Here is a 21,972-nt window from a genome sequence, read left to right on the forward strand (position 1 = left end):
CTCCGCTGGTTTGGGACATTATGAGGAACTGCTGGCCGGTGCCGATGTGGACCCGCCGCTGGCTGTGGCACCCGCGGGGCATTGTGGTCGTCGGCGACAGGGATGAGCCGCAGCGGCCGGCACTGGGACGACACCGCCCAACCGGCCAGGCACGACACCGGACCGTCTCACCTATGCTGGGGGATGGTTAAGCGTTGGATTCGAGGAAAGGTGCGATATGGAAATCGCCATGGCCGGGGCCATTGTTGTGGCCGTAGTGGTTGTCATTGTGCAAAAGAGCCGACAGTCCAGGGATCGCCGGAAATAGGGGGCTTCACCCTTACTTTCGCTAAAATGTACATAACAGCGCTTAGGCGCATCCATGAATCCAATATCTGCCACCGTGGCCCGCCAGCGCTGGGCTGAAACCTTGGATGCGTCACGACATGAGCCTGTCAGCATCACCAGTCATGCCCGAACAGTAGCTGTGGTGATGGACCCTGATTTTGCCCGCCGCGCTTTGGAAGCATTGGAGGTGCTCAAACATATTCACTGAGAAGTTCCTCGTCGAGTTGACCGCGGCGGCGAGGAAACAACTTTTGAAACTGGACAAACCGACCCATCTGCTGGTTGTTGGTGCTCTGGAGATGCTTGGCCAGACGCCGCGGCCAGCCTCCGCCAAGTCATTGACCGGCAGGCCTGAGCAGCTCCGGGTGCGGGTCAGGGATCATCGAATAATCTACACCTTCGACGACGGGAAACTGACGGGTCTGGTGATCAAGGTTGGTTCAAATCCCTCCACCAGGCGGGAGCGGATCAGGAATCGCTTGCCCTCCGGTGCTTCGACGGAGAACCCACTGCCGCGACCTACCACGACGTCGACCGTGAGATGGGTGTGCGACCAATAGTTGAATTGTTCCCTCGACATCCAAAATTCCAGTGGGCCGCACCCCGGCAGTTGGAAGAGGCCCAGCAGTATGTCCGCCTCCGCAGTGATGAACTCGCCCGCCGGGTAGCACATGGGGGAGGAGCCGTCGCAGCAGCCACCCGATTGGTGGAACATGAGCGGGCCGTGCAGCGCCCACATTTTCTGCAGCAATTCCACGGCCGTGGCACTCAATGCCACCCGGGACCGTGTTTCGCCCGGGATGGTGATGGCGGCATCCAGGATTTCTGGAAGAGCGTCCATGGAACTGCTCCTTATATATGGGGTGGATCCCGGATCCGGGCCGAAAGGGAGGACGGCCCAGATCCGGGGAGTGGCTAGTATTTGATGACCACGCGGCCATCGATCGCCCCGACCTTCATCTCGGCGAGCACCTCGTTGATCTCGCCCAGGCTGCGGGTCGAGACCGTGGGGTGGATCAGGCCCCGGGCGTAGAAATCGATGGCCTCGGTCATGTCCTGGCGGGTACCCACGATGGAGCCGCGGATGGTCAGACCCTTGAGCACCACGTCGAAGATCGGGGCCGGGAAGTCGCCCGGGGGAAGTCCGTTGAATACGATGGTGCCACCGCGCCGGGTCATGCCGATCGCCTGTCCAAACGCGGCCGGGTGCACGGCGGTGACGAGCACGCCGTGGACGCCGCCGGTCTGTGCCTGGATGGTCGACACCGGATCCTCGCTCAGGGCGTTGACCGTGATTTCGGCACCGTGTTTGCGGGCCAGGGCCAGCTTGTCCTCGGCGATGTCGACGGCGGCCACGCGAAGGCCCATGGCGACGGCGTATTGCACGGCGATGTGCCCGAGCCCGCCGATACCGGAAATGACGACCCACTGGCCCGGGCGGGCCTCGGTCATCTTCAGGCCCTTGTAAACGGTGACGCCGGCGCACAGCACGGGGGCGATCTCCACGGGGTCCAGACCGTCGGGAATGCGCGGGGCGAACTCGGCGTCGACCAGCATGTATTCGCCAAAGGAGCCGTCCACACTGTAGCCGCCGTTTTGCTGGGACTCGCACAATGTCTCCCAACCGGTGCGGCAGAATTCACAGTCGCCGCAGGCACTCCACAGCCAAGCGTTGCCGACACGGTCGCCCACGGCGAGGGAGGTGACACCCTCGCCGAGCGCAACGACATCGCCGACGCCCTCATGGCCGGGCACAAACGGCGGGCTGGGCTTGACGGGCCAGTCGCCCTCGGCTGCGTGCAAATCCGTGTGGCAGACGCCGCTGGAAATCAGCTTGACCAGGGCCTGGCCGGGGCCGGGGGTGGGCAGGGGGTATTCCTCGACGGTGAGGGGTGCGCCAAATTCTTTTACAACTGCTGCTTGCATCGTAGACATGAGAATCTCTTTCCTGTTTGTGGTGTTGTGCGACAGTGGTGCGCCGGGCACCCGCGGCAGGTGCCCGGCGTCGAACGTGAACGGATAAGGGAGCCTTCCCCAAAACCCCCCGAAAGGTGAGGGAGCGTTGGTGAATATCGCGTCATTGCTGATGCGGCGTTGGGGCGGCTGTTAGAAGAAGCCGAGCTTGTCCTCGCTGTAGCTGACCAAAAGGTTCTTGGTCTGCTGGTAGTGGTCGAGCATCATGGCGTGGTTCTCGCGGCCGATACCCGAGGACTTGTAGCCGCCAAAGGCAGCTCCTGCGGGGTAGGCGTGGTAGTTGTTGACCCACACGCGCCCGGCCTGGATTTCCCGGCCCGCCCGGTAGGCGACGTTGCCGTTGCGCGACCAGACCCCGGCGCCGAGTCCGTACAGGGTGTCGTTGGCGATGTGCAGGGCGTCGGCGTAGTCATCAAACTTCGTCACTGCGAGGACGGGGCCGAAGATTTCCTCCTGGAAGATGCGCATGTTGTTGGTGCCCTCGAAGATGGTGGGCTTGACGTAATAGCCTCCAGCCAGGTCGCCTTCAAGGATGTTGCGCTCGCCGCCGGTGAGCAGCTTGGCGCCCTCCTGCTTACCAATGTCGATGTAGGAGAGGATCTTTTCGAGCTGGTCGTTGGAGGATTGCGCGCCGATCTGGGTGTCGGTGTCCAGCGGGTTGCCCTGGATGATGGCTTCGGTGCGGGCAATCGCGTCGGCCACGAAGGAATCGTAGATCCCGCCCTGGACGACGGCGCGGGATGGGCAGGTGCAGACCTCGCCCTGGTTGAAGGCGTAGAGCGTGAAGCCCTCCAGTGCCTTGTCGTAGAAGGCGTCGTCTTGATCCGCGACGTCGTTGAAGAAGATGTTGGGGCTCTTGCCGCCCAGTTCGAGCGTGACCGGAATCAGGTTCTGGGACGCGTACTGGCTGATCAAACGGCCCGTGGTGGTCTCGCCGGTGAATGCGATCTTGCGGATGCGCTTGGAGGAGGCGAGCGGCTTCCCGGCCTCCACGCCGAAGCCGTTGACCACGTTGATGACGCCGGCGGGGAGGATGTCTGCGAGCAGTTCCATCAGGACCAGGATGGAGGCCGGTGTCTGTTCGGCAGGCTTAAGCACGACGGCGTTGCCCGCCGCGAGTGCCGGCGCCAACTTCCACACTGCCATCAGGATGGGGAAGTTCCACGGGATGATCTGCCCGACCACGCCGAGCGGCTCGTGGTAGTGGTAGGCGGTGGTGTTCTCATCGATCTGGGTCAGGGAGCCTTCCTGGGCGCGGACCACGGAGGCGAAGTAGCGGAAGTGGTCGGCTGCGAGCGGGATGTCGGCGTTGAGGGTTTCCCGGACGGCCTTGCCGTTGTCCCAGGATTCGGCAACGGCCAGGAGCTCGACGTTTTCGTCAATGCGGTCGGCGACCTTGTTCAGGATGGCAGCGCGCTCAGTCGCCGAGGTGGCGCCCCAGCTGGGGGCCACCTTGTGCGCGGCGTCCAGGGCGAGCTCAATGTCCTCGGCCGTGCCGCGGGCAACCTCGCAAAAAACCTTGCCAGTGACGGGAGTGATGTTCTCAAAGTACTGTCCCTTGACGGGGGCCACCCATTCCCCGCCAATCCAGTTCTCATAGCGGTCCTTGAAGGTGACCTTGGAACCGGGTGTACCGGGCTGTGCATAAACAGTCATTGTCTAAACTCCTCTGCGTGGGGGACGTCGATGTCCTTGTCCAGAAGAGTACGGGCAGCAACGTTGCAACCACGTTGCATGAGCAGGTGGGCGTGGCCGCGGGCTTGGCCGGAGCCGGCTAAGCCTCTAGCGTTTCCACGTGGGCGACGACGGCGGCGCGCTTGGGTGAGCGCGGCGGAAGTAAGCGCAGGGCTGTGCGCCAGGCGTCGACGTCGTCCGCGGCCTCGGGAAGCTGCAGGTAGCTCAGCAGCACCTCCGGGCTGGCGTCGTTGAGGATCGCCTCGCGCAACTGGATGGTCACCCGGGTGCGGATGGCCTTGATTTCCGGTGCCGCTGAGCGCGGCATGACCTCGCCCTTGTAGATGTTCAGGGCCAGCCGGTGGGCGCCGCGGTCCAGGTAGTTGCGCACCTGCTCGGCATCCACCACCAGTGTCCGGGGGAGCCGGTAGGGCCGGGACTCCGGTACCAGGCAGGCGGCGGCGCCCTGCAGGAACTTGCGCAGGCGCACCATCTCGGCCCGGATGCTGGTCAGCGACGTGCCCTCCGGGTAGACCTTGTCTGTGAGTTCCTGCGCTGTGAGACCGTCCGGGTACAAGGCCAGCATGGTGAGGATTTCAGAGTGCCGTTCGCTGAGTGTCAGTGCCTCCCCGGCAATGTGCAGCAGGCCCTGGTCGCGGCCCAAAATTTGCAGGCTGTCGCGGTACAGCGGCTTGTTGGGGGTGGCGGTGCTGACTGGACCTTTCCGTTCCATGCGGCGTTCTAGGCGGTGGATGCGCAGTTGCGCCTCGGCAGCGGCCACCGTGGCCTGGACCAGGGAGAGTGTGTTGGCGCCCACGGCGTCCGGCCCGCCGGTGATGTCAACAATGCCCAGGAGGGAGCCCGAATCGGGGTCGTGCACGGGCACCGCCGTGCAGCTCCAAGAGTGCACGGCCGGGTTGAAGTGTTCCTGACCAACAATTTGCACGCTGCATCCCAGCACCAGTGCCGTGCCCGGGGCACTGGTGCCGACCACCGACTCGGACCAGTCGGCGCCGGTGGCGAAGTTGATGTGCTCGCCGTGGCGGAGCGCGGCGGAGTCGCCCTCGACCCAGAGCAGGCGGCCGTGCTCGTCTCCCACGGCAATGAGCAGTCCGGTGTCGTGGCTTGGCTCCACGAGCAGTTTGGTGATGACAGGCATGATGGCCGCGAGCGGGTGGTCCCGGCGGAACTCGGCCAGTTCCCGGCTCTCCCACACCACGGGCGGGGAAAGTCCCGCCGGGGTGTTCAGGGTCCCTAGGGATCGCTGCCAGGACTCACGAACCAATGGTCGCAAGGCGGGAAGATCGTGCAGTAGGGGGTGCGTCAAGGGCATGAACTCTCCAAAACCAAAGCGCGAATGAAAGGGACACGCCACCACGGAAGGAAATGTGTCGTGAATCACTAGTCTAGTGCACCAGGGCTGAGGTTGCGCGGAAGGGACGGGCAGCGCATCAGCACTGCTCGTCCCTTCGTCAGGACCTTGCCCGTTTTACCTAGGTGTCCATTTCGCCTAGGTGCCTGCTTTACTCAGACGCCCGTTTTGCTTAGTGAATAGTGGCGTCCTGCTTTCCGAGCGTGCCGTGGGAGGCAGCGTCCGGAGCTGGCGCTTCCAGTTTTGCCCCCTCCACATCCACATCTGGCAGGATCTTATCCAGCCATTTCGGGATCCACCATGCGGATTTGCCCAACAGGTGCATGGCGGCGGGGATGATGGTCATACGGACCACAAACGCGTCGATCAGAACACCGAACGCCAGGGCAAAGCCGAGCGGGCGCACCATGGTCAGATGGGAGAAAATAAAGCCGGAGAACACACTTGTCATAATGATCGCCGCGGCAGTGACCACGGGTGCTGCATGTTTGAATCCGGTGCGGACAGCCTGCTTCGCGTCTTGGCCGTGCACGTACGCTTCCCGCATGCCGGAGGCGATGAACACCTGATAATCCATGGCCAGGCCAAACAACACGCCTATCAAGATGATGGGCAAGAAGCTGAGCACAGCCCCCGGATTGGCAACATCGAAGATGCCGCCCAGCCAGCCCCACTGGTACACGGCTACCACGCCGCCAAATGCCGCCACGAGCGAAAGGAGGAAACCCGCGGTCGCCAAAACTGGAACCAGGATCGAACGGAACACCAGAATCAACAGGATCAAGGACAGTCCGACGACGATCGCCAGGTATGGCGGCAACGCCGCTCCCAGCTTGGCTGAGACGTCAACGTTGGCTGCGGTCTGGCCCGTGAGCCCAACGCCTACGTTGAGATCGGTCTTGATGGCGGTGCCTTCAGCCCGAAGATCGTGGACCACCTGGACGGTGCTGGCGCTTGCCGGGCCTTCGGCCGGGATCACTTGGTAAACGGCGGTGCGCAAGTCCTTGCTCACCGTGACCGGAACAGCTGCCTTCACGTTGGGAACCTTGCGCAACTGGTCCGCCACATCAAGGTTCAACGCTGTTGCGCCGGCCTGGTCAAGACCTGCCGGCAGTGAGCCGACCACGATGATGGGCCCGTTCATGCCCTCACCAAAGTTGTCGCCCGTGATGGTGTAGGCCTTGAAAGCGCTGGAATCAACGGGTTCGGAACCGCCGTCGGGCAGGGCCAGGCGCAGGCCTGCTGCCGGGATAGCGATGACGGCAAGCGCCACTACTGCCGTGACAAGTGAAATGACGGGGTGCTTGGTAACAAGCCCGCCCCAGCCCTTGGCGCTGGCCCGGACTTCCTTGGACTGGTCGGCGGCTGCCCGTTCGGGGACCGACAATCCGGCCGTCTCGGCGTCGTGCTTGCTATGTGCAACCACACTCTTGGCCCATGCGCGTTTGGAGATCACCTTGCGGCCCATCAGCGACAGGATGGCAGGGGTCAGAGTCAGGGCAATGAGGACGGCAACGGCAACGGTGGCCGCCGCGGCAAGCCCGAGGACAGCCAGGAAGGGCAGACCGGTAACGGACAGGGCTGCCAGGGCGATGACGACGGTGAGACCGGCAAACGTCACGGCATTACCCGAGGTGCCTGTGGCCTTGGCAATGGACTCGCGCATTTCCATCCCCGCCAGCAGCTGCTGGCGGTGCCGGTTCACAATGAACAGCGAGTAGTCGATCCCCACGGCCAGCCCCAGCATTAGGGCCAGCATGGGGGAAATGGAGGACATCTCGATGACGCCGGTGAGCGCCATAGTGCCGCCCACGCCAATACCCACGCCAACTACAGCCATCAGAAGGGGCAGCCCGGCCGCAATCAAGGTGCCAAGCATGATGATCAGGACCGCTGCCGCGACGGCAATGCCCAGCACCTCGGCAATGCCGAAGAGCGAGGAGACGTCCTCGAGAATTTCCTTGCTGTAGTTGACTGTGACGCCGCTGCTGTCAAGGGTGTTTAGTTTGTCCTGGACGAGCTGGCGGTTGGCGGGTGTCACGGCGTTCATTGACTCGGAAAATTGGATCTGGCCGATCGCGGCCTTGCCGTTGTCGGCGACGAACTTGATACCGGTGGCGGCCTCTGCGGAACGCTGACCGGTGGTGAGCTCGACCTTCTTGGCGGCGAGTTCCTTGACGGAGGCGGCATACTTCGCTTCACCGTCGGCCAGTTGGGCCTGGCCGGGTGCGAGGGTTGCTTTCTGGGCGTCTAGCTGGGCCTGGCCCGCGGCGAGCTGGGCCGACGCTGCGGCCGCCTGCGGGGACCCGGCAGGCAATCCGGCAATTTGTGCTGCCTGGGCATCCAGCTGGGCCTGTGCTGCGTCAAGCTGGGTCTGGGCGGCCGCGAGCTGGGCACTGGTGGCGTCCAGGGTGGCCTTTCCCTGGGCGAGCTGTGCCTCGCCCGCGGCCAATTGCTGGGCGCCGTCTGCGAGTTTAGCCTTGGCCTGGGCCAGTGACTCCTGCGTTAGGAACGGGTCGATGACGTTCTTGACGCTAGGCACGGATGTTACCGAGGCCAGGACCTGTGAAATCTCCGTTTGCTGCGCAGGGGTGAACGGTTGGCCGTCGGTGCTGGTGAACACCACGGAACCGGTTCCGCCGGAGGCTTCGGGCAGATCCGCTTGGAGCTTGTCGGCCATCTGCTGGGTCTCGGTGCCAGGAATCTGGAAGTTGTTGGACATGGGGCCCATGAAGAGTGCTGCTGCGCCCCCCACCATGCCGATGATCACGGCCCAGGCGGCAATCACCAGCCATGCGCGGCGGGCCGAAAAGCGGCCGAGTCGATAAAGCAAAAGAGCCATGATGAATCCTTTTTTGTTTGATGGCCGGCGCGGGCGGGCGCCATGCGGGTGAAACGTTAGTAGGCAAAACCGTTGCGGATCAAGGAAATGGTGGTGCTCAGGAGCTCGCGTAGATGCGCTAGGGATTCTTCGGAGGTGTCCGTGCCGTGCAGGCTGAACCAGACTCCCACCGCCGCGCGGCAGCTTCCGACGATGGCGCCGACCAGTGCGTTGATGTACAGTTCATCCGTTCCCGGGGGGAGCCGGTGGCGGGCCACCTCGGTGATCTTGGTGCTGCATTCGTCCCAGGCCTGCAGCTGGAATCTGCCCAGCGAGGGGTCCTGGGTGAGGGTGAACGTCTCGGCCAGGATGGCCAGGTCGCGGGGGCTGCCCCCGGCGGAGAGCGCGAACTGTGCCGATTCCAGGATGGGTTCCTCGACGGGGCGGGCTTCCAGCTCCGTGATCACCGTGTCCAGGTAGCGCTGTGTGAAGCTGGCGACAGCCGCCTCAACGGAGGAAAAGTAGTTGAAGAACGTGCGCCGGGAAACCCCTGCCGCGATGGCTACGTCGTCAACAGTGAACTCATTGAGTTCCCTGGTGCGTAGAAAATTTAGGGCTGCCTCGGCGATGGCCTCCCGGGTGGCGGCCTTGTTCAACTCGCGACGAGAGACTGCGGGGACGGAAAGGATGGGAGGAGGCGAAGTCACCTCTCTACACTAAGTGCAAGTTTGCACACTGTGCAAGTTGAAAGCTTCTTATGCTATAAGTTCGCTCACCCGTCTCACCTGCCTTGCGCGGCTACTGGGCCTGCGGGTTGGCGGCCAGATAGATGGACTGGCCGGTGGCTCCGGGCTGACCCTCGGCGAGCGGAATGGCGTACACGGCGGTGCCGTAGGCGCACACTTCTGTCCATGTGCCGCCCATTTCGGAGGTGTCGAAACGGGTGGCGACAATGGCGTTGGCGCCCTTGGCATGTGCCTCGGTCACCATGCGGGCCACCACTTCCTGACGGCTTTCGTACAGCGCCTTGGTCATTTCGGGCAGCTCGCCGCCGCCCAACGCGCGGAAGCTGGCGGTGAACTGAGCGCCGACATGGCGTGAGCGCACTGTCAGTCCCATGACCTCGCCAAAGACGGCGTCAATCTTGTATCCGGGAAGGTCGTTGGTTGTCACGATGATCATGGCGGGGCCTTTCGATTTCCGGCCAATACCGTGGCCGGGGATTGCTGTTTTCTTATGAAAGCCTATGGGTGAACGCACAAAATCCCGCCACTGGACCAATGGGACCAGTCCGTGGCGGGATTGCGTGATGGCGTTCCTACAGCGTCACCTCAGGCCAGCGTCACCTCAGGCGTTGGCGAGCTCGCGCTGGGAGTCGGGCTCACCGGCGTCGTGATTAGCACCCTTTTCATCGGAGACTTCACCTAGGAGCTCGGTGCTGTCATCGGAGAAGGGGTTGCCGTTGCGCGGTGCGTTGTACAGTTCCTCGTTCAGGATGCCGTGGCGCTTGGAGACGATGGTGGGGACCAGTGCCTGGCCGGCCACGTTCACAGCGGTGCGTCCCATGTCCAGGATGGGGTCCACGGCCAGGAGGAGTCCGACGCCGGCCAGCGGCAGTCCCAGCGTGGAGAGCGTCAGTGTCAGCATCACGACGGCGCCCGTGGTTCCGGCGGTTGCCGCCGAACCCAGCACCGAGACCAAGACGATCAGCAGGTACTGGCCCAGGTCGAGCTGGATGCCGAAGAACTGGGCCACGAAGATGGCGGCGATGGCCGGGTAGATGGCGGCGCAACCGTCCATCTTGGTGGTGGCGCCAAGCGGCACGGCGAAGGAGGCGTAGGCGCGGGGGACGCCCAGGTTGCGTTCGGTCACGCGCTGCGTCAGGGGCAGAGTGCCGATAGAGGAGCGTGAGACGAAACCGAGCTGAACTGCCGGCCAGACACCGGAGAAGTACTGCTTGATGGAGAGCCCGTGTGACTTGATCAGAACCGGGTACACGACGAACAGGACCAGGGCCAGGCCCACGTAGATGGCGAGGGTGAACTTGCCCAGTGAGCCGATGGTGGTCCAGCCGTAGGTGGCAACCGCGCTGCCGATCAGGCCCACGGTGCCGATCGGGGCCAGGCGGATGATCCACCACAGCACCTTCTGGATAACGGCAAGGGCGGAACCGTTGAGTTTCAGGAACGGGTCGGCGGCCTTGCCAACCTTCAGGGCGGCGATGCCGATGGCGATGGCGATGACAAGGATCTGCAGGACGTTGAAGTTCACGCTGGTGACCAGTGCGCCGCCGTCGACCGCCTTGGTGGAGGCACCCAGGCCTAGGAAGTTGGAGGGGAACAAGCCGATCAGGAAGGCCCACCAGTCACCGGACTTGCCCGTGTAATCCTTGGGCGCGGCCGTACCGGTGCCTGCGCCCGGCTGGAAGACCAGGCCCAGGACGATGCCGATACTCACGGCGATCAAGGAGGTGATGGCGAACCAGAGCAGTGTGTTCCAGGCCAGTCGGGCGGCGTTGGTCACCTGGCGAAGGTTGGCGATGGAGGAGACGACGGCGGTGAAAATCAGAGGGACCACTGCCGCCTTCAGCAGGGAAACATAGCTTGAACCGATCAGGCCCAGCGTGGTGACGAGGCCGTTGGGGTCGGTCTTGGGGTCGCCGCCAAGACTGCGGGCGATCAGGCCCAGGACGAGGCCGGCAATGAGGCCGGCAATGATTTGGACGCCGAAGTTGCTGGCCCACTTGGGGAACCGGGACACCTTGGCGGTGGTTGCTGTGGAAGTCATGGTTCAACGGTAGGCCGGGGACAATAACACCAAAGAATTTGTGTTTCCCCGTGTTACGGCTATCAATTTTCGTCTATGACGCGGCACGGGTTTTGTTTTCGGATTCGCTGGTGGATGGTGCCCGCGGCGGGCCAGGAACTCAGCCCAGCAGCGCGGTCTTGAGAGTATCCAAGCCGACCGAACCCAAGTTCAGGGCCTGGGTGTGGAAGTCCCGCAGTGAGAACGCAGCACCGTCACGGGCGGCGCGGGCGTCGCGAATGTCCTCCCACAGGCGCTGGCCGATCTTGTACGACGGCGCCTGCCCGGGCCAGCCCAGGTACCGGTTGAATTCAAAGTCCAGCTGCCCGGCGGAGATGTCCAGGTTCTTGGCCAGGAAGTGGTAGCCCGCCTCCGGCGTCCACGTACCGGAGCCCCACTGGGCCGGAATTTGAAGTTCCAGGTGCACTCCGATGTCGAACACCACACGGGCTGCGCGCATGCGCTGGCCGTCGAGCATGCCCAGCTTGTCGCCGGGATCGGCCAGGTAGCCCAAATCGTCCATGAGCCGTTCGGCGTACAGCGCCCAGCCCTCGCCGTGGCCTGAGACCCAGCAGGCGTTGCGGCGCCAGTTGTTCAGCAGCCCGCTCTGGTAGGTGGCCGTGGCGACCTGCAGGTGGTGGCCCGGGACGCCCTCGTGATAGACGGTGGTGGTCTCGGCCCAGGTGGTGAAGGTGTCCTCGCCCTCCGGCACCGACCACCACATGCGCCCGGGCCGGGAAAAGTCCTCCGACGGGCCGGTGTAGTAGATGCCGCCGTCCTGCGTGGGGGCGATCTTGCACTCAAGGGTTCGCATGATCTCGGGGATCTCGAAGTGGGTGCCGGCAAGATCGGCCACCGCCGCGTTGGAGAGGCTCTGCATCCATTCGGTCAGTGCGGCGGTGCCGTGCAATTGCCGGGCAGGGTCCGCGTTAAGCAGCGCCTTGGCCTCGGCAATGGAGGCGCCGGGCTCGATCTGCGCCGCCACGGCCTCCTGTTCAGCGATGATCCGGTCCAACTCCGCCACGCCCCAGGCATACGTTTCCTCAAGGTCGACGGCGGAGCCTAGGAATTCCCTCGACGCTAGGGCGTAGCGTGCTGCGCCCACGGCGTCCTTGGCGGGGGCCTGGGGCAGCAATTCGGTGCGCAGGAACTCAACCAACGATCCGTAACCGGCGCGCGCCAGCTCCACATTGGCTGCCAGTGCTGCGGTGAGCCCGGCCGGGAGGGAGGTTCCGGCGTCGCCCGCGTCCGGGGAAAGCCCGGGCGGATCCAAGGCGGCATCGGCGGCAAGAGTGGCGAAGAATCCGTCCGCGGCCGCGTGGCGTTCACACTGCTCGATGACCGTGGCGACCTGGCGCTGCGCCGCCACCATGCCGCGGGCGGCACCTTCGCGGAGGGAGGAAATGTACCCGGCAACGGCGTCGGGCACGTTCGCCAGACGCCCGGAAATGTGCTCCCAATGGGGCACCGTGGCCGTGGGCATGAGGTCAAAGATGGCCCGGATTTCTTGGGCCGGGGAGGCGATGTTGTTCAGCTCGGCCAGCGGCCAGCCGCTTTTGTGCAGTTCCAGGGCCAGGCCCAGACGCTCGCGCATGGCGTGCAGGGTGAGCGCATCGACGTCGTCCATCGGCTCAAGCCCGGCCAGTTCGGACAGGGCGTGCAGGGCGGCGTCGGCGGAGGCTGCCAGGCCTGCAGGGGAGAGGTCGCGGTATTCGGTTTCATGGCCGGGACGGCCCAGTTCCGTGGCGAAACCCGGATCCAGCTCCAACAGCCGTTCGGTGTAGGCGTTGGCTGCGGCATCGATGGCGCTGGCGGGACGGGTCAGGCGGTTCGGCTCAAGTGTCATGACACGAGCTTATTACTTGGCAGCCGGGCACCGTGTTGCCAAACGCCGCGGACTGCAATACTTAGCTTTGTGTCCGCCATGCAAGCAGTCTCAGCGACTTTTAAGCGATCCCTGCGTTTTGATTTTTCCCAGTCGGACCCTGTCGTTGCGGGGCGCAACGCGTTCGGGGTTGGCGTCCCGTTGGTCCTGGGGATTGCCGCGGGCAACCCCGCCATAGCCGTCTTTGGGGCCGTGGGGGCCATGTTTGCCGCGTTTGCGGACAGGCCGGGCAGTTACCGGCTGCGGCTGGCCCGGATGAGCGCAACCTCGCTGGCCGCCGGGCTGGCAGGCGGACTGTCGGTGCTGTGCGCGCCCTCGGTGCCGGCGTCGCTGCTGCTCATCGCGGTGCTGGCCTTCATCACCGGGATGGCGCTCTCGCTGGGCGTGAATGTTTCACAAATCGGGATCGCCGCCACGGCCGTGGCCATTGTGCTGAACCGGTTCCCGATGCCGCCGGCCGACGCGCTGGGCATTGCCGCCCTAGTGGTGGCGGCCGGGCTGCTGCAAAGCCTGCTGGCCATCGCCGGGTGGCCGCTGCACCGGCACGCCCCCGAACGGGCAGTACTGGCCGAGCTCTACGGCGGCCTGGCCTCGCGGACCCGGCAGGCGCACCCCCGCATGGCGGCCCCCGGGGCCGGGACGTTGTTGGACAAGGCGCGGGCCACCATCACAGGAATTGGGCACGGCCACGGTCCCAGCATGCAGTCCTACCGGGGGCTGCTCGACGAGGCGGAGCGGATCCGGCTGGAAATCATGGCGCTCGCCTACTGTCTTGAACGCTTTGAGCGCGTGGACAGGCTGGACCATCGGGACGCCGTGTACGGGCTTCTGGCCGCTGCGGGGACGGCCCTTGACGCTGTGGCGGCATGCCTGCGCAAGGGATCGGTGTTCGATCCCGCCCAGCTGCTGCCCGTCAAGGAAGCACTGGCTGGCCTCGAAGACGTCATGGCGGGGTATCCGGATTCGCCTACGGGACGGTTTGCCGCCGTGCACGCGCGGGCCCTTGCGGGCCAGCTGCGTGCCTGTGGACGCATGGCGACGCCGGGTGCCGTGGAGGGCCGGGTGGGCGAGGTTGCCGCGCGCGTAGGGCGGATCCGTCTGGCGGTGCAGGCCCCGGTGCAGGTGGTCCGGGCCAACCTGCGCTGGGATTCGGCCATTGCCCGGCACGCTATCCGTCTGACATTGCTGGTCACGGCCACTGACGGGCTGGCCCGGCTGCTCCCCGGCGCTGACAGGGGCTACTGGATCTCACTCATGGTGTTGTTGCTGCTGCGCCCGGACTTTGCTGCCACTCTCCAGCGCACAAGTGCCCGTCTAGCCGGAACGCTCGTGGGGCTTGGCATCGGCACCGGGGCGGTGTACCTGGCCGCACCTGGCGGGCGGTTGGCCGTTGTGGCCCTGGTGGTGGTGTTTGTCTTTGGGGTGCGCCTGGCCGGGGCGCCAAACGCGTTCTTCATGAGCACTTGGACGGCCGCCTATTTGGTGGCGCTGCTGGATTTGGCAGGCTATCCTGCCGAGGAGGTGGTGGTTCCGCGCATGGTTGACACGCTGGTGGCCGGGGTGCTGGCCGTTGCAGCCACCGTGGTGTGGCCGGCCTGGGAACGCAGCTACCTGCCCGCCCGGATTGGTGAAATGTTGGCCGCGTACCGACGCTACCTGGCATTGGTGGCTGATACTACAGCTGGCAAGACCAAGCTGGACTCTGCCCGCAGTGCGGCCCGGCTGGCACGCTCCAACGCGCTGGCGTCGTTGGAGCGTACCCGGGGTGAGCCAGTGGCGGCACGGACTACCTTGGATATTGGTGAGGGTGTGTTGGTGCAGAGCCATGTGATGGTTCAGGCGGTCATGATCATTGACGCCGCCCGGCAGTCCATGAACGCCCAGGGCCAGCCTGTGGAGGGGTTGCTGGGCAAGCTGGCGCCGTTCGTGGCCGACTGCCAAACCGCGCTTGTTTCCTGTGAAAATGCCGTTTTTGCCGGCTCAAATCCACAGGGCGCCCCAGCTATGCGGAACGCGTTCGTGCTCCTGAAGGATTCCCTGGACGCAGTTGCCCCGGGGCCGGGGACGCTGCGCCCTGCGGTCCTGGATGCCGCGGACAGGATCGCCAACGCCCTGGACACCATGGTGCACCTGCTGCGCGGGCAGGCCAAGGGAGGCGCGGTGAACCAGGACTGAGACGCGCTGGCACGTGCTCTGGGTCAGCGGACCGAACGACGCCAGGCACCCGGTCCCGGCTTGGGGGCGAGGTTGAGTTGCGTGCGCCGGGCCCACTGCCGCGTGGGCGGGAGCTCCGGTGCCGCGTCGGCGCCACTTTGCATGGCAAGCACGACGGCGGTCACCGCCGCTAGTTCCTCGGCGTCTGGATTGCCCTTGGTCACGGTGAGCAGCGGTGATTGAGCTTGGAGAAATCCCGCCGGGACGGGCTCGATCGCCGGGCTGTTCTCGTTCGTCACAGCGGAATGTTCCCATGCTTCTTAGCGGGCAGGCTGGCCCGCTTGTCACGCAGGGCGCGCAGGCCCTTGATGAGCTGGATGCGGGTGTCGGAGGGGGCGATGACAGCGTCGATGTAGCCAAGCTCGGCGGCCTGGTAGGGGTTGAGGAGTTCGTCCTCGTAGTGACGGACGATCTCGGCCCGGCGTGACTCTACGTCGCCGCCGTCGGCCTCCACTGCTGCAAGGTCGCGGCGGTAGAGGATATTGACGGCGCCCTGGGCGCCCATGACACCGATCTGGGCGGTGGGCCAGGCCAGGTTCAAATCGGCGCCGAGCTTCTTGGAGCCCATGACGATGTAAGCTCCGCCGTATGCTTTGCGGGTGATCACTGTCAGCTTGGGCACAGTGGCCTCGGCGTAGGCGTAGAGCAGCTTGGCGCCGCGGCGGATGATGCCCTGAAATTCCTGATCCTTGCCGGGCAGGAACCCTGGGACGTCCACCAGGGTGATGATGGGGATGTTGAAGGCGTCGCAGTTGCGGACAAAGCGGGCAGCCTTCTCGGAGGCGTTGATGTCCAGGGTGCCGGCGAACTGCATCGGCTGGTTGGCGACGATGCCGACCGTGTGACCCTCGATCCGGCCGTAGCCGATCATCACGTTCGGGGCGTACAGTGCCTGCATTTCCAGGAAGTGGCCGTCGTCGAGAACCTGCTCGATGACCCGGCGCATATCGTAGGGGTGGTTGGCGGAGTCCGGGATCAACGCGTCAAGGGCGAGGTCGGCGTCGTCGAGCTCCAGCTCCTGCTCATGCTCTGTGACGGGGGCCTCGGCCAGGTTGTTTGAGGGCAGGAAGTCCAGGAGTTCACGGACAAACTCGATGGCGTCTGCCTCGTCGGCGGCCAGGTAGGTGGCCGTACCCGTGGTGGTGTTGTGCTGGCGGGCGCCGCCGAGGGTCTCCATGTCGACATCCTCGCCCGTGACGGTCTTGATGACGTCGGGTCCGGTGATGAACATGTGGGAGGTCTTATCCACCATGACCACGTAGTCCGTCAGGGCGGGGGAGTAGGCGGCGCCGCCGGCGCAGGGGCCCATGATCAGGGAGATCTGCGGGACCACACCCGAGGCGTGGACGTTGTTGCGGAAGATGTCCGCGAACATGGCCAGTGAGGCCACGCCCTCCTGGATGCGGGCGCCGCCGCCGTCATTGATGCCCACCACGGGGCAGCCGTTGCGCATGGCAAATTCCTGGACCTTGACGATCTTCTCGCCGTTGACCTGGCTCAGCGAACCGCCGTAGACACTGAAGTCCTGGCTGTACAGGGCCACTAGCCTGCCATCCACGGTGCCGTAGCCGGAGACGACGCCGTCGCCCAGGGGCTTCTTCTTCTCCATGCCGAAGGCGTGCGAACGATGCACGGCGAGGGCGTCGAACTCGACGAAGGAGTCCGGGTCAACGAGCATCTCAATGCGCTCGCGGGCAGTGTTCTTGCCCTTGGCGTGCTGCTTTTCGACGGCGGCCTCACCGGAGGGGATGGCCGCCTGAGCCAAGCGGTCACGGAAATCGGCAATTTTGCCTGCAGTTGTCGAAAGGTCGTGGCTCATAGGTACTCCGGCTCAAGTTGTTGACGGCTAGCAACCCTTAAGTAGGAAACGCACAAAAGGGCAATCACTACTGACAGTCTAGTAACCGATATGGTCAGTGACTGTGTAGAAACCCTACAAAGTCGACGGTTCACAATCTGAGGTTCCTCCACCGCTGGGGCATCGGTCCGGCCGCAGCGCCCCGGCTGTGCCAGAACCCCGCGCCACGCCGGATAGGATTGAGCCATGATCCGCACAATTCCCGCACTGGAGAACAGTGCCCTTGACCGTGCGCTCACATACCCTTTGGGCGGCTTTCGGCGTGTCGTGGTGCTGGGAAAAACGGGGTCCACGAACGCGGACCTGGCAGCCCACGCCGCCGAAGAGCCAGCCCGGTGGCCCGATCTCAGTGTGCTGATCGCCGATTCGCAGAGTGCCGGCAAGGGTCGACTGGGACGTACGTGGGAGGTTCCCGCCGGGGCTGCCATGATTTCAAGTGTCCTGCTCCGACCCGTGGACGCTTCGGCACACCCGGGTGTTCCGGCCTTCCTACCGACTGGCTACGGATGGCTTTCCATCCTGGCTGGCATCGCCCTGTGCCAGGCCGTGAACGCTGATGCCGGTGTTCCTGCCGCGCTCAAATGGCCCAACGACGTGCTGGTAGACGGGCGCAAACTTGCCGGCATCCTGGCGCAGGTGGTGTTTCCCGAGGGCGACGGCGCAGGGCCGGGTCCCGCCGTCGTCGTCGGAGCGGGCGTGAACATCAGCCAGGAACGCGAACAATTGCCCGTTGAACGGGCCACCTCGCTGGCACTGGCTGGTGCCGTGATGCTTGATCGAAACGTGCTTCTGCCCGCCTACCTCAACCGGTTTGCCCGCCTGTATCAGGACTTTGTGGCTGTGGGCGGCGACGCCCTACGCCCGTTAGCGGGGGGCGAGTCCGCGCATTCGCTGGCCTCGGCACTGATGGCGACCCTGGGAACAGCTGTCAGGGCGGAACTTCCTGGCGGCGAAATGCTTTATGGCACGGCTGTGCGGCTAGGGGGCGACGGCGGGCTGGAGGTCAAGGCCGATGACGGCACCATCCACAAGGTCAGCGCAGGGGACGTTGTCCACTTGCGGCGCGTTGACGGGACCGATGTGGGCTATGCGTAGCTGGCTGGTCGAGGGTGAACAGGTCAGCGTCAAATGCCGGCCGCATCCGCGCATCTTGGTCTGGCCCATCACGATGGGGCTGCTGCTGATAGTGGCGGCCTCCGCGGCTCTGGCGAAGTTGCAATCGGCACAGTTCGCCAGCTGGGCACCCGGGGCGGCACAGTTGCGTGAGCCGGGAATCGTCTTGCTGCTGACAGCGGTGCTGTTGATAGAAATCGCCTACCCGGTGCGGCGGGTGATCCGCTGGGCCAACACCCGGTATGTGCTCACCAACCAGCGCATGGTGATTCGGCGGGGAAATCTGCGCAGGAGCCAAGATGACTTTGTCCTGGCGCGGGTGCAAAGTGTCGACACGCGCCAAAAGTTACGCCAACGCATGGTGGGGGCCGGGGAGTTGGACTTTCACATGGTGACCGGGGGAGTGCGGACCGTCCACGATGTCCCGCACATTCAAGAATTCAAGAACTACACACACGAGGCGTGGATGAAATTGTTCCGTGCGTCCTTTCAGCCAGCACCCGGTCAGGGGTACTACGCTGAGGAAGTCGACCCCAGTGAGAGCCAATCAATAGGAAAGGAGCAACGCAAGCTTGGAAGAGAGCAATAATCCCCCCGAGCCCTCGCTCCTACCCGCCTCACGAAGCCAGACACAAGCCCTCGAAGCCCAGCTATTGGGCGGCGAACGCACCATGCGTCGGCGCGAAGTTGCCGCCGGTGCCGGCGTTTCCCTGCTCTCGGCTCGCAAAATTTGGCGCGCCATGGGCTTCCCCAATCTAGGGGACGACGACGTCGCGTTCACCCAACGTGACCAGGACGCCTTGGCACTTGTGGTCACCATGGTCAGGGAGGGTCTGCTGACCGAGGAAACCGCCATCTCTGTCACCCGTTCCATTGGTCAGATGACGGACCGCATGGCGGTGTGGCAGATTGAAGCCCTCGTCGAGGATTTGGTGGCCGAGCACGGAGTCAGTGACGCCGAGGCTCGCCGTGCCGTGGTGTCCGAATTGCCAAACTTGATTGCCCCGTTGGAAGAATTGCTGGTCTATTCGTACCGGCGCCAGCTCAATGCCGGCGTTCAACGTCTTGCCGTGCGGGCCGAAGAAGGCTTGGCCGCAAGCGCCCTGGGCCGCGACGGGGACGAAGACGACACCCCGTTGCCGCTGGCCCGCGCCGTGGGGTTCGCCGACCTGGTCAGCTACACCTCCTTGTCTCGCCGGATGAATGAGAAGACCCTGGCCAAGTTGGTGCAACGTTTTGAAAACGTCTGCGCCGAGATCATCAGCGTTGGTGGCGGGCGATTGGTGAAGACCATCGGCGATGAGGTGTTGTTCAATTGTGAAACCCCGGTGGCTGGTGCCCAGATTTCCCTGGCGCTGGCTGAAGCGATGGAAGCCGATGATTTCCTGCCCGAGGCCCGCGTGGCCATGGTCTGGGGGCGGGTGCTCTCAAGGTTGGGTGACATTTACGGGCCCACAGTGAATCTTGCAGCCCGTCTGACCTCGCTCGCCGAACCTGGCACCGTGTTGATTGACTCGGTCACTGCTGCATCTTTGGCTGGTGACGACAGATTCATCCTCACAGAACTGCCCATGGAACACGTACGCGGTTTTGGTGAGATTTCCCCGGTTCTGCTCCAACGTGGCCGCGGCCAGGGAATCGTCGTCGACTAATCCCCACCGGCTCCCACTGCTCGCAAGCTCGCAGCGGGTCCCTCGCCGTCGTGGGCCCAACAGCCCAACCCTCTCCCCAACCCAACGTTGGTCGTGTGTGTCTTCGGTGATCGCGCTTGTCGAGATCCTGGTGGTCTTGGTTGGTGGGGTTTTGTGTGCGGGGGGTGCCGTGGTGGTAGGTGTTGCGGCGTTCGTGTTGGGTGGGGTCCACGTTGTAGCTGGGGGTGTAGAAGGGGATGCCTTGGTTGAGGCGGACGGTCCAGTGGCCTTGGTGTGTGAGGGTGTGGTGGGGGCCGCAGAGTGGTGCGGCGTTGTTGATGTTGTTTTCCCCGCCTTCGTACCAGGGGATGATGTGGTGGGCTTCGGTCCAGGTTCCGGGTTTGGTGCAGTCGGGGAAGGTGCAGCCGAGGTCGCGGGCGAGCAGGATTTTGCGTTGTGCGGTGGTGAAGAGGCGTTGGGTGCGGCCGACGTTGAGGATCTCGCTGCCGTCGCCGAGGATGGTGCCGGTGATGTCGGCGTCGCAGAGGGTTTCGGCGAAGGCTGCTAGGGGTTGTGGGCCGCTGTAGGGGGCTAGTGCGATGCCGAGGGGTTCCCCGGCGGTGTTCTTGCGTTCGAGTTCGGTTTGGGTGGTGCTGATGAATACTTGGGGTCTGAGGCCGCCGGTGATCGGGAGTAGGCCGGTGCGGGCGGCGAGTTTGAGGCAGTCGATGAGCCCGTCGAGGAGTTTTTGTCCGTGGGTGCGTCGGTCGGTTACGGCTGGGTCGGTGGAGTGTGGATCGATGGGGTCTAGGCCGGGTAGGTCTTCTTCGCTGCCGGGTTCGGGCACGCTGGTGCCATTGAGTAGGTGTGGCCACGGACGGGCACCACGGTCCTGGGTGGTGTCAGGTCCGCCAGGGTTGTCAGGGCCGCCGCAGTTGTCAGGTCCGCCAGGGTTGTTGGGTGGGTGGTGGGGTGCGTGGATCGTGGACCAGTCCTCGTTGTTATCGATGGTGGGTTCCCACCCGGTGGTGAAGGGCTCCTGACTGCCGGGGCATGCCCATGCCGGGGCCGGGCCCTGCGAGGGTGGCGGCCAGCTCTCCGGGCCCATGCCGCCAACACCACCACCACCACCACCACCAGCACCAGCACCAGCACCAGAGTTGCCGGTGCCAGCATCAGCACTGTTGCCGTTGCCGTTGTCGGCGCCTGTGTCTGTGTCTGTGTTTGTGTTTGTGTTGGTTGGGGTTGGTGGCGGAGTCGATGCTGGCCAGCATGGTTTCGTATTGCAGGATGGTGAGATGGCCGTCGAAGCCGACCAGTCCGCGGTGGGGGCGGCGGAAGAAGATGCCTTGCTTGGCTAATAGTTCACCCTCGGTGGGGCGTTGCCCGTCGGGGTTTAGCAGGTTCACCGCTTGTAGGCCCAGGGGGCGTAGGAAGTCTGGGGGCTCTACCAGGGCGTAGCTGGTGAGGGTTTCCTCCAGTTCCCGGTCTGTGCCTTCCGGGATCTGGCCGGCTTGGGCTAGGTGGGTGGCTTCGTCGGTGAAGGAAGAGATGATCAGTGCCTGCTCGAGTGAGACGTCTCCGGCAAAGAATGCTGCTGCGAGCACCGGCTGTGTCGGGGCTGTGATGGTGCCGGTCAAACCATCGGTGGCGGGCAGGAGGTGCTCGGCTAGGCGGAGCCGGCGGTGGGCTTCGCCCCGGCCCAGTTTCAAGGAGCTGGTCAGTAGCTCTGCCGGGGTCCGGAAGCCGTCTTTGTCGTACCGGCCGGCCCGGACCCGGTCCGCGAGGTCCGCGGCGGCCTGCACCCCCAGCCCGGCCAGGAGCCGGGAGAGATGTTCGAGGGTTTGTGCCCAGTCCATGGACTCGGTATCGCTGAGCGCACCCAGCTCCAACCCGAACGGGGCCCGCCCGACCCCCGAGGACCCCTCAGCCATGCTGGCAGGAGCCGTGGCAGGGCCAGTGCTGGCAGGAGCCGTGGCAGGGCCGGTGCCTGCAAAGCTCGGGGTGGCCGTTCGGGCTAGGGCCGTGGCAAGGGCCAGTAATTGGTGGATGTGCCCACCAATACCAGTGCCGCTACCTGTGGATCCGGGATAACCCGGCCTCCCTGCCGTTGCTTCCATACCCCTAACTTTACCGGCACCCACCGACACTATTAGAAGATTAATACCAGAAAATGGACAACTACCCACAATTACTAGCATGTGGAGGAACCATCAAGGAACCACCAATGAATTCTGGCAGCCAATCAGTCAACCAAGTCAACCAAGTCAACCAAGTCAACTCGGCGTAATGCCCCTA

19 protein-coding genes and 1 pseudogene are annotated in these 21,972 nt (G+C 64.4%); 7 read left to right on the plus strand and 13 right to left on the minus strand.

Annotated features, from left to right (window positions below):
• Positions 1 to 361 precede the first annotated feature (361 nt).
• Together AOC05_RS19245 and AOC05_RS20690 are read left to right on the plus strand one after the other, a co-directional pair.
• A complete protein-coding gene (locus AOC05_RS19245; protein ID WP_154605133.1) occupies positions 362 to 535 on the plus strand; it encodes a type II toxin-antitoxin system prevent-host-death family antitoxin in 174 nt (57 codons plus the stop codon).
• A 43-nt stretch (positions 536 to 578) separates the two neighbouring features.
• Positions 579 to 710 (plus strand): annotated as a pseudogene (locus AOC05_RS20690) (plasmid stabilization protein); the annotation flags it as partial.
• Between the two features lie 8 nt (positions 711 to 718).
• On the opposite strand, the gene AOC05_RS03075 reads toward AOC05_RS20690, so the two are convergent.
• The 3 genes from AOC05_RS03075 to AOC05_RS03085 form a co-directional block, all read right to left on the minus strand.
• Complete coding sequence (locus tag AOC05_RS03075) at positions 719 to 1,168, minus strand: DUF779 domain-containing protein (RefSeq protein ID WP_062005590.1); 450 nt, start codon at positions 1,166 to 1,168, stop codon at positions 719 to 721.
• Between the two features lie 74 nt (positions 1,169 to 1,242).
• Positions 1,243 to 2,253 carry an alcohol dehydrogenase AdhP gene (gene adhP / locus AOC05_RS03080; RefSeq protein ID WP_062005592.1) on the minus strand — a complete coding sequence of 337 codons (1,011 nt, stop codon included), beginning with the start codon at positions 2,251 to 2,253 and terminating at the stop codon, positions 1,243 to 1,245.
• Positions 2,254 to 2,433: 180 nt separating this feature from the next.
• On the minus strand, positions 2,434 to 3,957 hold the full coding sequence (locus tag AOC05_RS03085; protein ID WP_062005594.1) for an aldehyde dehydrogenase family protein: 1,524 nt from the start codon (positions 3,955 to 3,957) through the stop codon (positions 2,434 to 2,436).
• On the opposite strand from AOC05_RS03085, the gene AOC05_RS20380 reads away from it, so the two are divergent.
• Positions 3,957 to 4,079, plus strand: a complete 123-nt coding sequence (locus AOC05_RS20380; protein ID WP_257720352.1) for a hypothetical protein — start codon at positions 3,957 to 3,959, stop codon at positions 4,077 to 4,079. The two genes, AOC05_RS03085 and AOC05_RS20380, sit on opposite strands and share 1 nt — an antisense overlap.
• Here the strand turns inward: AOC05_RS20380 and AOC05_RS03090 are convergent.
• The 6 genes from AOC05_RS03090 to AOC05_RS03115 all read right to left on the minus strand — a co-directional run bounded on the left by AOC05_RS03090 (position 4,076) and on the right by AOC05_RS03115 (position 12,819).
• Positions 4,076 to 5,308: a GAF domain-containing protein gene (locus AOC05_RS03090; RefSeq protein WP_062005596.1), complete on the minus strand. Its 1,233-nt coding sequence runs from the start codon at positions 5,306 to 5,308 to the stop codon at positions 4,076 to 4,078. The two genes, AOC05_RS20380 and AOC05_RS03090, sit on opposite strands and share 4 nt — an antisense overlap.
• Before the next feature lie 211 nt (positions 5,309 to 5,519).
• A complete protein-coding gene (locus AOC05_RS03095; protein WP_062005597.1) occupies positions 5,520 to 8,189 on the minus strand; it encodes an MMPL family transporter in 2,670 nt (889 codons plus the stop codon).
• A 56-nt stretch (positions 8,190 to 8,245) separates the two neighbouring features.
• Positions 8,246 to 8,875, minus strand: a complete 630-nt coding sequence (locus AOC05_RS03100; RefSeq protein WP_062005599.1) for a TetR/AcrR family transcriptional regulator — start codon at positions 8,873 to 8,875, stop codon at positions 8,246 to 8,248.
• 91 nt (positions 8,876 to 8,966) lie between these two features.
• On the minus strand, positions 8,967 to 9,350 hold the full coding sequence (locus AOC05_RS03105) for a YbjQ family protein (protein ID WP_062005601.1): 384 nt from the start codon (positions 9,348 to 9,350) through the stop codon (positions 8,967 to 8,969).
• Positions 9,351 to 9,515: 165 nt separating this feature from the next.
• Positions 9,516 to 10,955, minus strand: coding sequence for a dicarboxylate/amino acid:cation symporter (locus tag AOC05_RS03110; protein ID WP_062005604.1), 1,440 nt, complete (start codon positions 10,953 to 10,955; stop codon positions 9,516 to 9,518).
• Between the two features lie 139 nt (positions 10,956 to 11,094).
• Entirely contained in the window at positions 11,095 to 12,819 is a 1,725-nt protein-coding gene (locus AOC05_RS03115; protein WP_062005607.1) for a DUF885 domain-containing protein, read from the minus strand.
• A gap of 78 nt (positions 12,820 to 12,897) precedes the next feature.
• On the opposite strand from AOC05_RS03115, the gene AOC05_RS03120 reads away from it, so the two are divergent.
• Positions 12,898 to 15,033, plus strand: coding sequence for an FUSC family protein (locus AOC05_RS03120; RefSeq protein WP_062005609.1), 2,136 nt, complete (start codon positions 12,898 to 12,900; stop codon positions 15,031 to 15,033).
• 23 nt (positions 15,034 to 15,056) lie between these two features.
• On the opposite strand, the gene AOC05_RS03125 is transcribed toward AOC05_RS03120, so the two are convergent.
• Together AOC05_RS03125 and AOC05_RS03130 are read right to left on the minus strand one after the other, a co-directional pair.
• The gene (locus AOC05_RS03125) at positions 15,057 to 15,311 is read right to left on the minus strand and encodes an acyl-CoA carboxylase subunit epsilon (RefSeq protein WP_230085543.1); all 255 of its coding nucleotides are present in this window, start codon (positions 15,309 to 15,311) and stop codon (positions 15,057 to 15,059) included.
• Entirely contained in the window at positions 15,308 to 16,891 is a 1,584-nt protein-coding gene (locus AOC05_RS03130; protein WP_062005611.1) for an acyl-CoA carboxylase subunit beta, read from the minus strand. Before AOC05_RS03130 ends, AOC05_RS03125 begins: the two co-directional genes overlap by 4 nt.
• A 225-nt stretch (positions 16,892 to 17,116) precedes the next feature.
• On the opposite strand from AOC05_RS03130, the gene AOC05_RS03135 reads away from it, so the two are divergent.
• The 3 genes from AOC05_RS03135 to AOC05_RS03145 are packed head-to-tail and all read left to right on the plus strand — an operon-like array spanning position 17,117 to position 19,695.
• A complete protein-coding gene (locus tag AOC05_RS03135) occupies positions 17,117 to 18,025 on the plus strand; it encodes a biotin--[acetyl-CoA-carboxylase] ligase (RefSeq protein ID WP_062005613.1) in 909 nt (302 codons plus the stop codon).
• On the plus strand, positions 18,018 to 18,632 hold the full coding sequence (locus tag AOC05_RS03140; RefSeq protein ID WP_062005615.1) for a PH domain-containing protein: 615 nt from the start codon (positions 18,018 to 18,020) through the stop codon (positions 18,630 to 18,632). Before AOC05_RS03135 ends, AOC05_RS03140 begins: the two co-directional genes overlap by 8 nt.
• Positions 18,616 to 19,695 (plus strand): adenylate/guanylate cyclase domain-containing protein, encoded by a 1,080-nt coding sequence (locus tag AOC05_RS03145; RefSeq protein WP_062005617.1) that lies wholly within the window; start codon positions 18,616 to 18,618, stop codon positions 19,693 to 19,695. The genes AOC05_RS03140 and AOC05_RS03145 overlap by 17 nt, the downstream gene beginning before the upstream one ends.
• Here the strand turns inward: AOC05_RS03145 and AOC05_RS18705 are convergent.
• Both AOC05_RS18705 and AOC05_RS03155 read right to left on the minus strand, forming a co-directional pair.
• Complete coding sequence (locus AOC05_RS18705; protein ID WP_082357716.1) at positions 19,601 to 20,782, minus strand: HNH endonuclease signature motif containing protein; 1,182 nt, start codon at positions 20,780 to 20,782, stop codon at positions 19,601 to 19,603. The genes AOC05_RS03145 and AOC05_RS18705 overlap by 95 nt on opposite strands.
• Before the next feature lie 67 nt (positions 20,783 to 20,849).
• Complete coding sequence (locus tag AOC05_RS03155; RefSeq protein WP_062005621.1) at positions 20,850 to 21,794, minus strand: DUF222 domain-containing protein; 945 nt, start codon at positions 21,792 to 21,794, stop codon at positions 20,850 to 20,852.
• Positions 21,795 to 21,972 lie beyond the last annotated feature (178 nt).

Origin of the sequence: Arthrobacter alpinus (genome assembly GCF_001294625.1) — a bacterium.
Taxonomy (GTDB): domain Bacteria; phylum Actinomycetota; class Actinomycetes; order Actinomycetales; family Micrococcaceae; genus Specibacter; species Specibacter alpinus_A.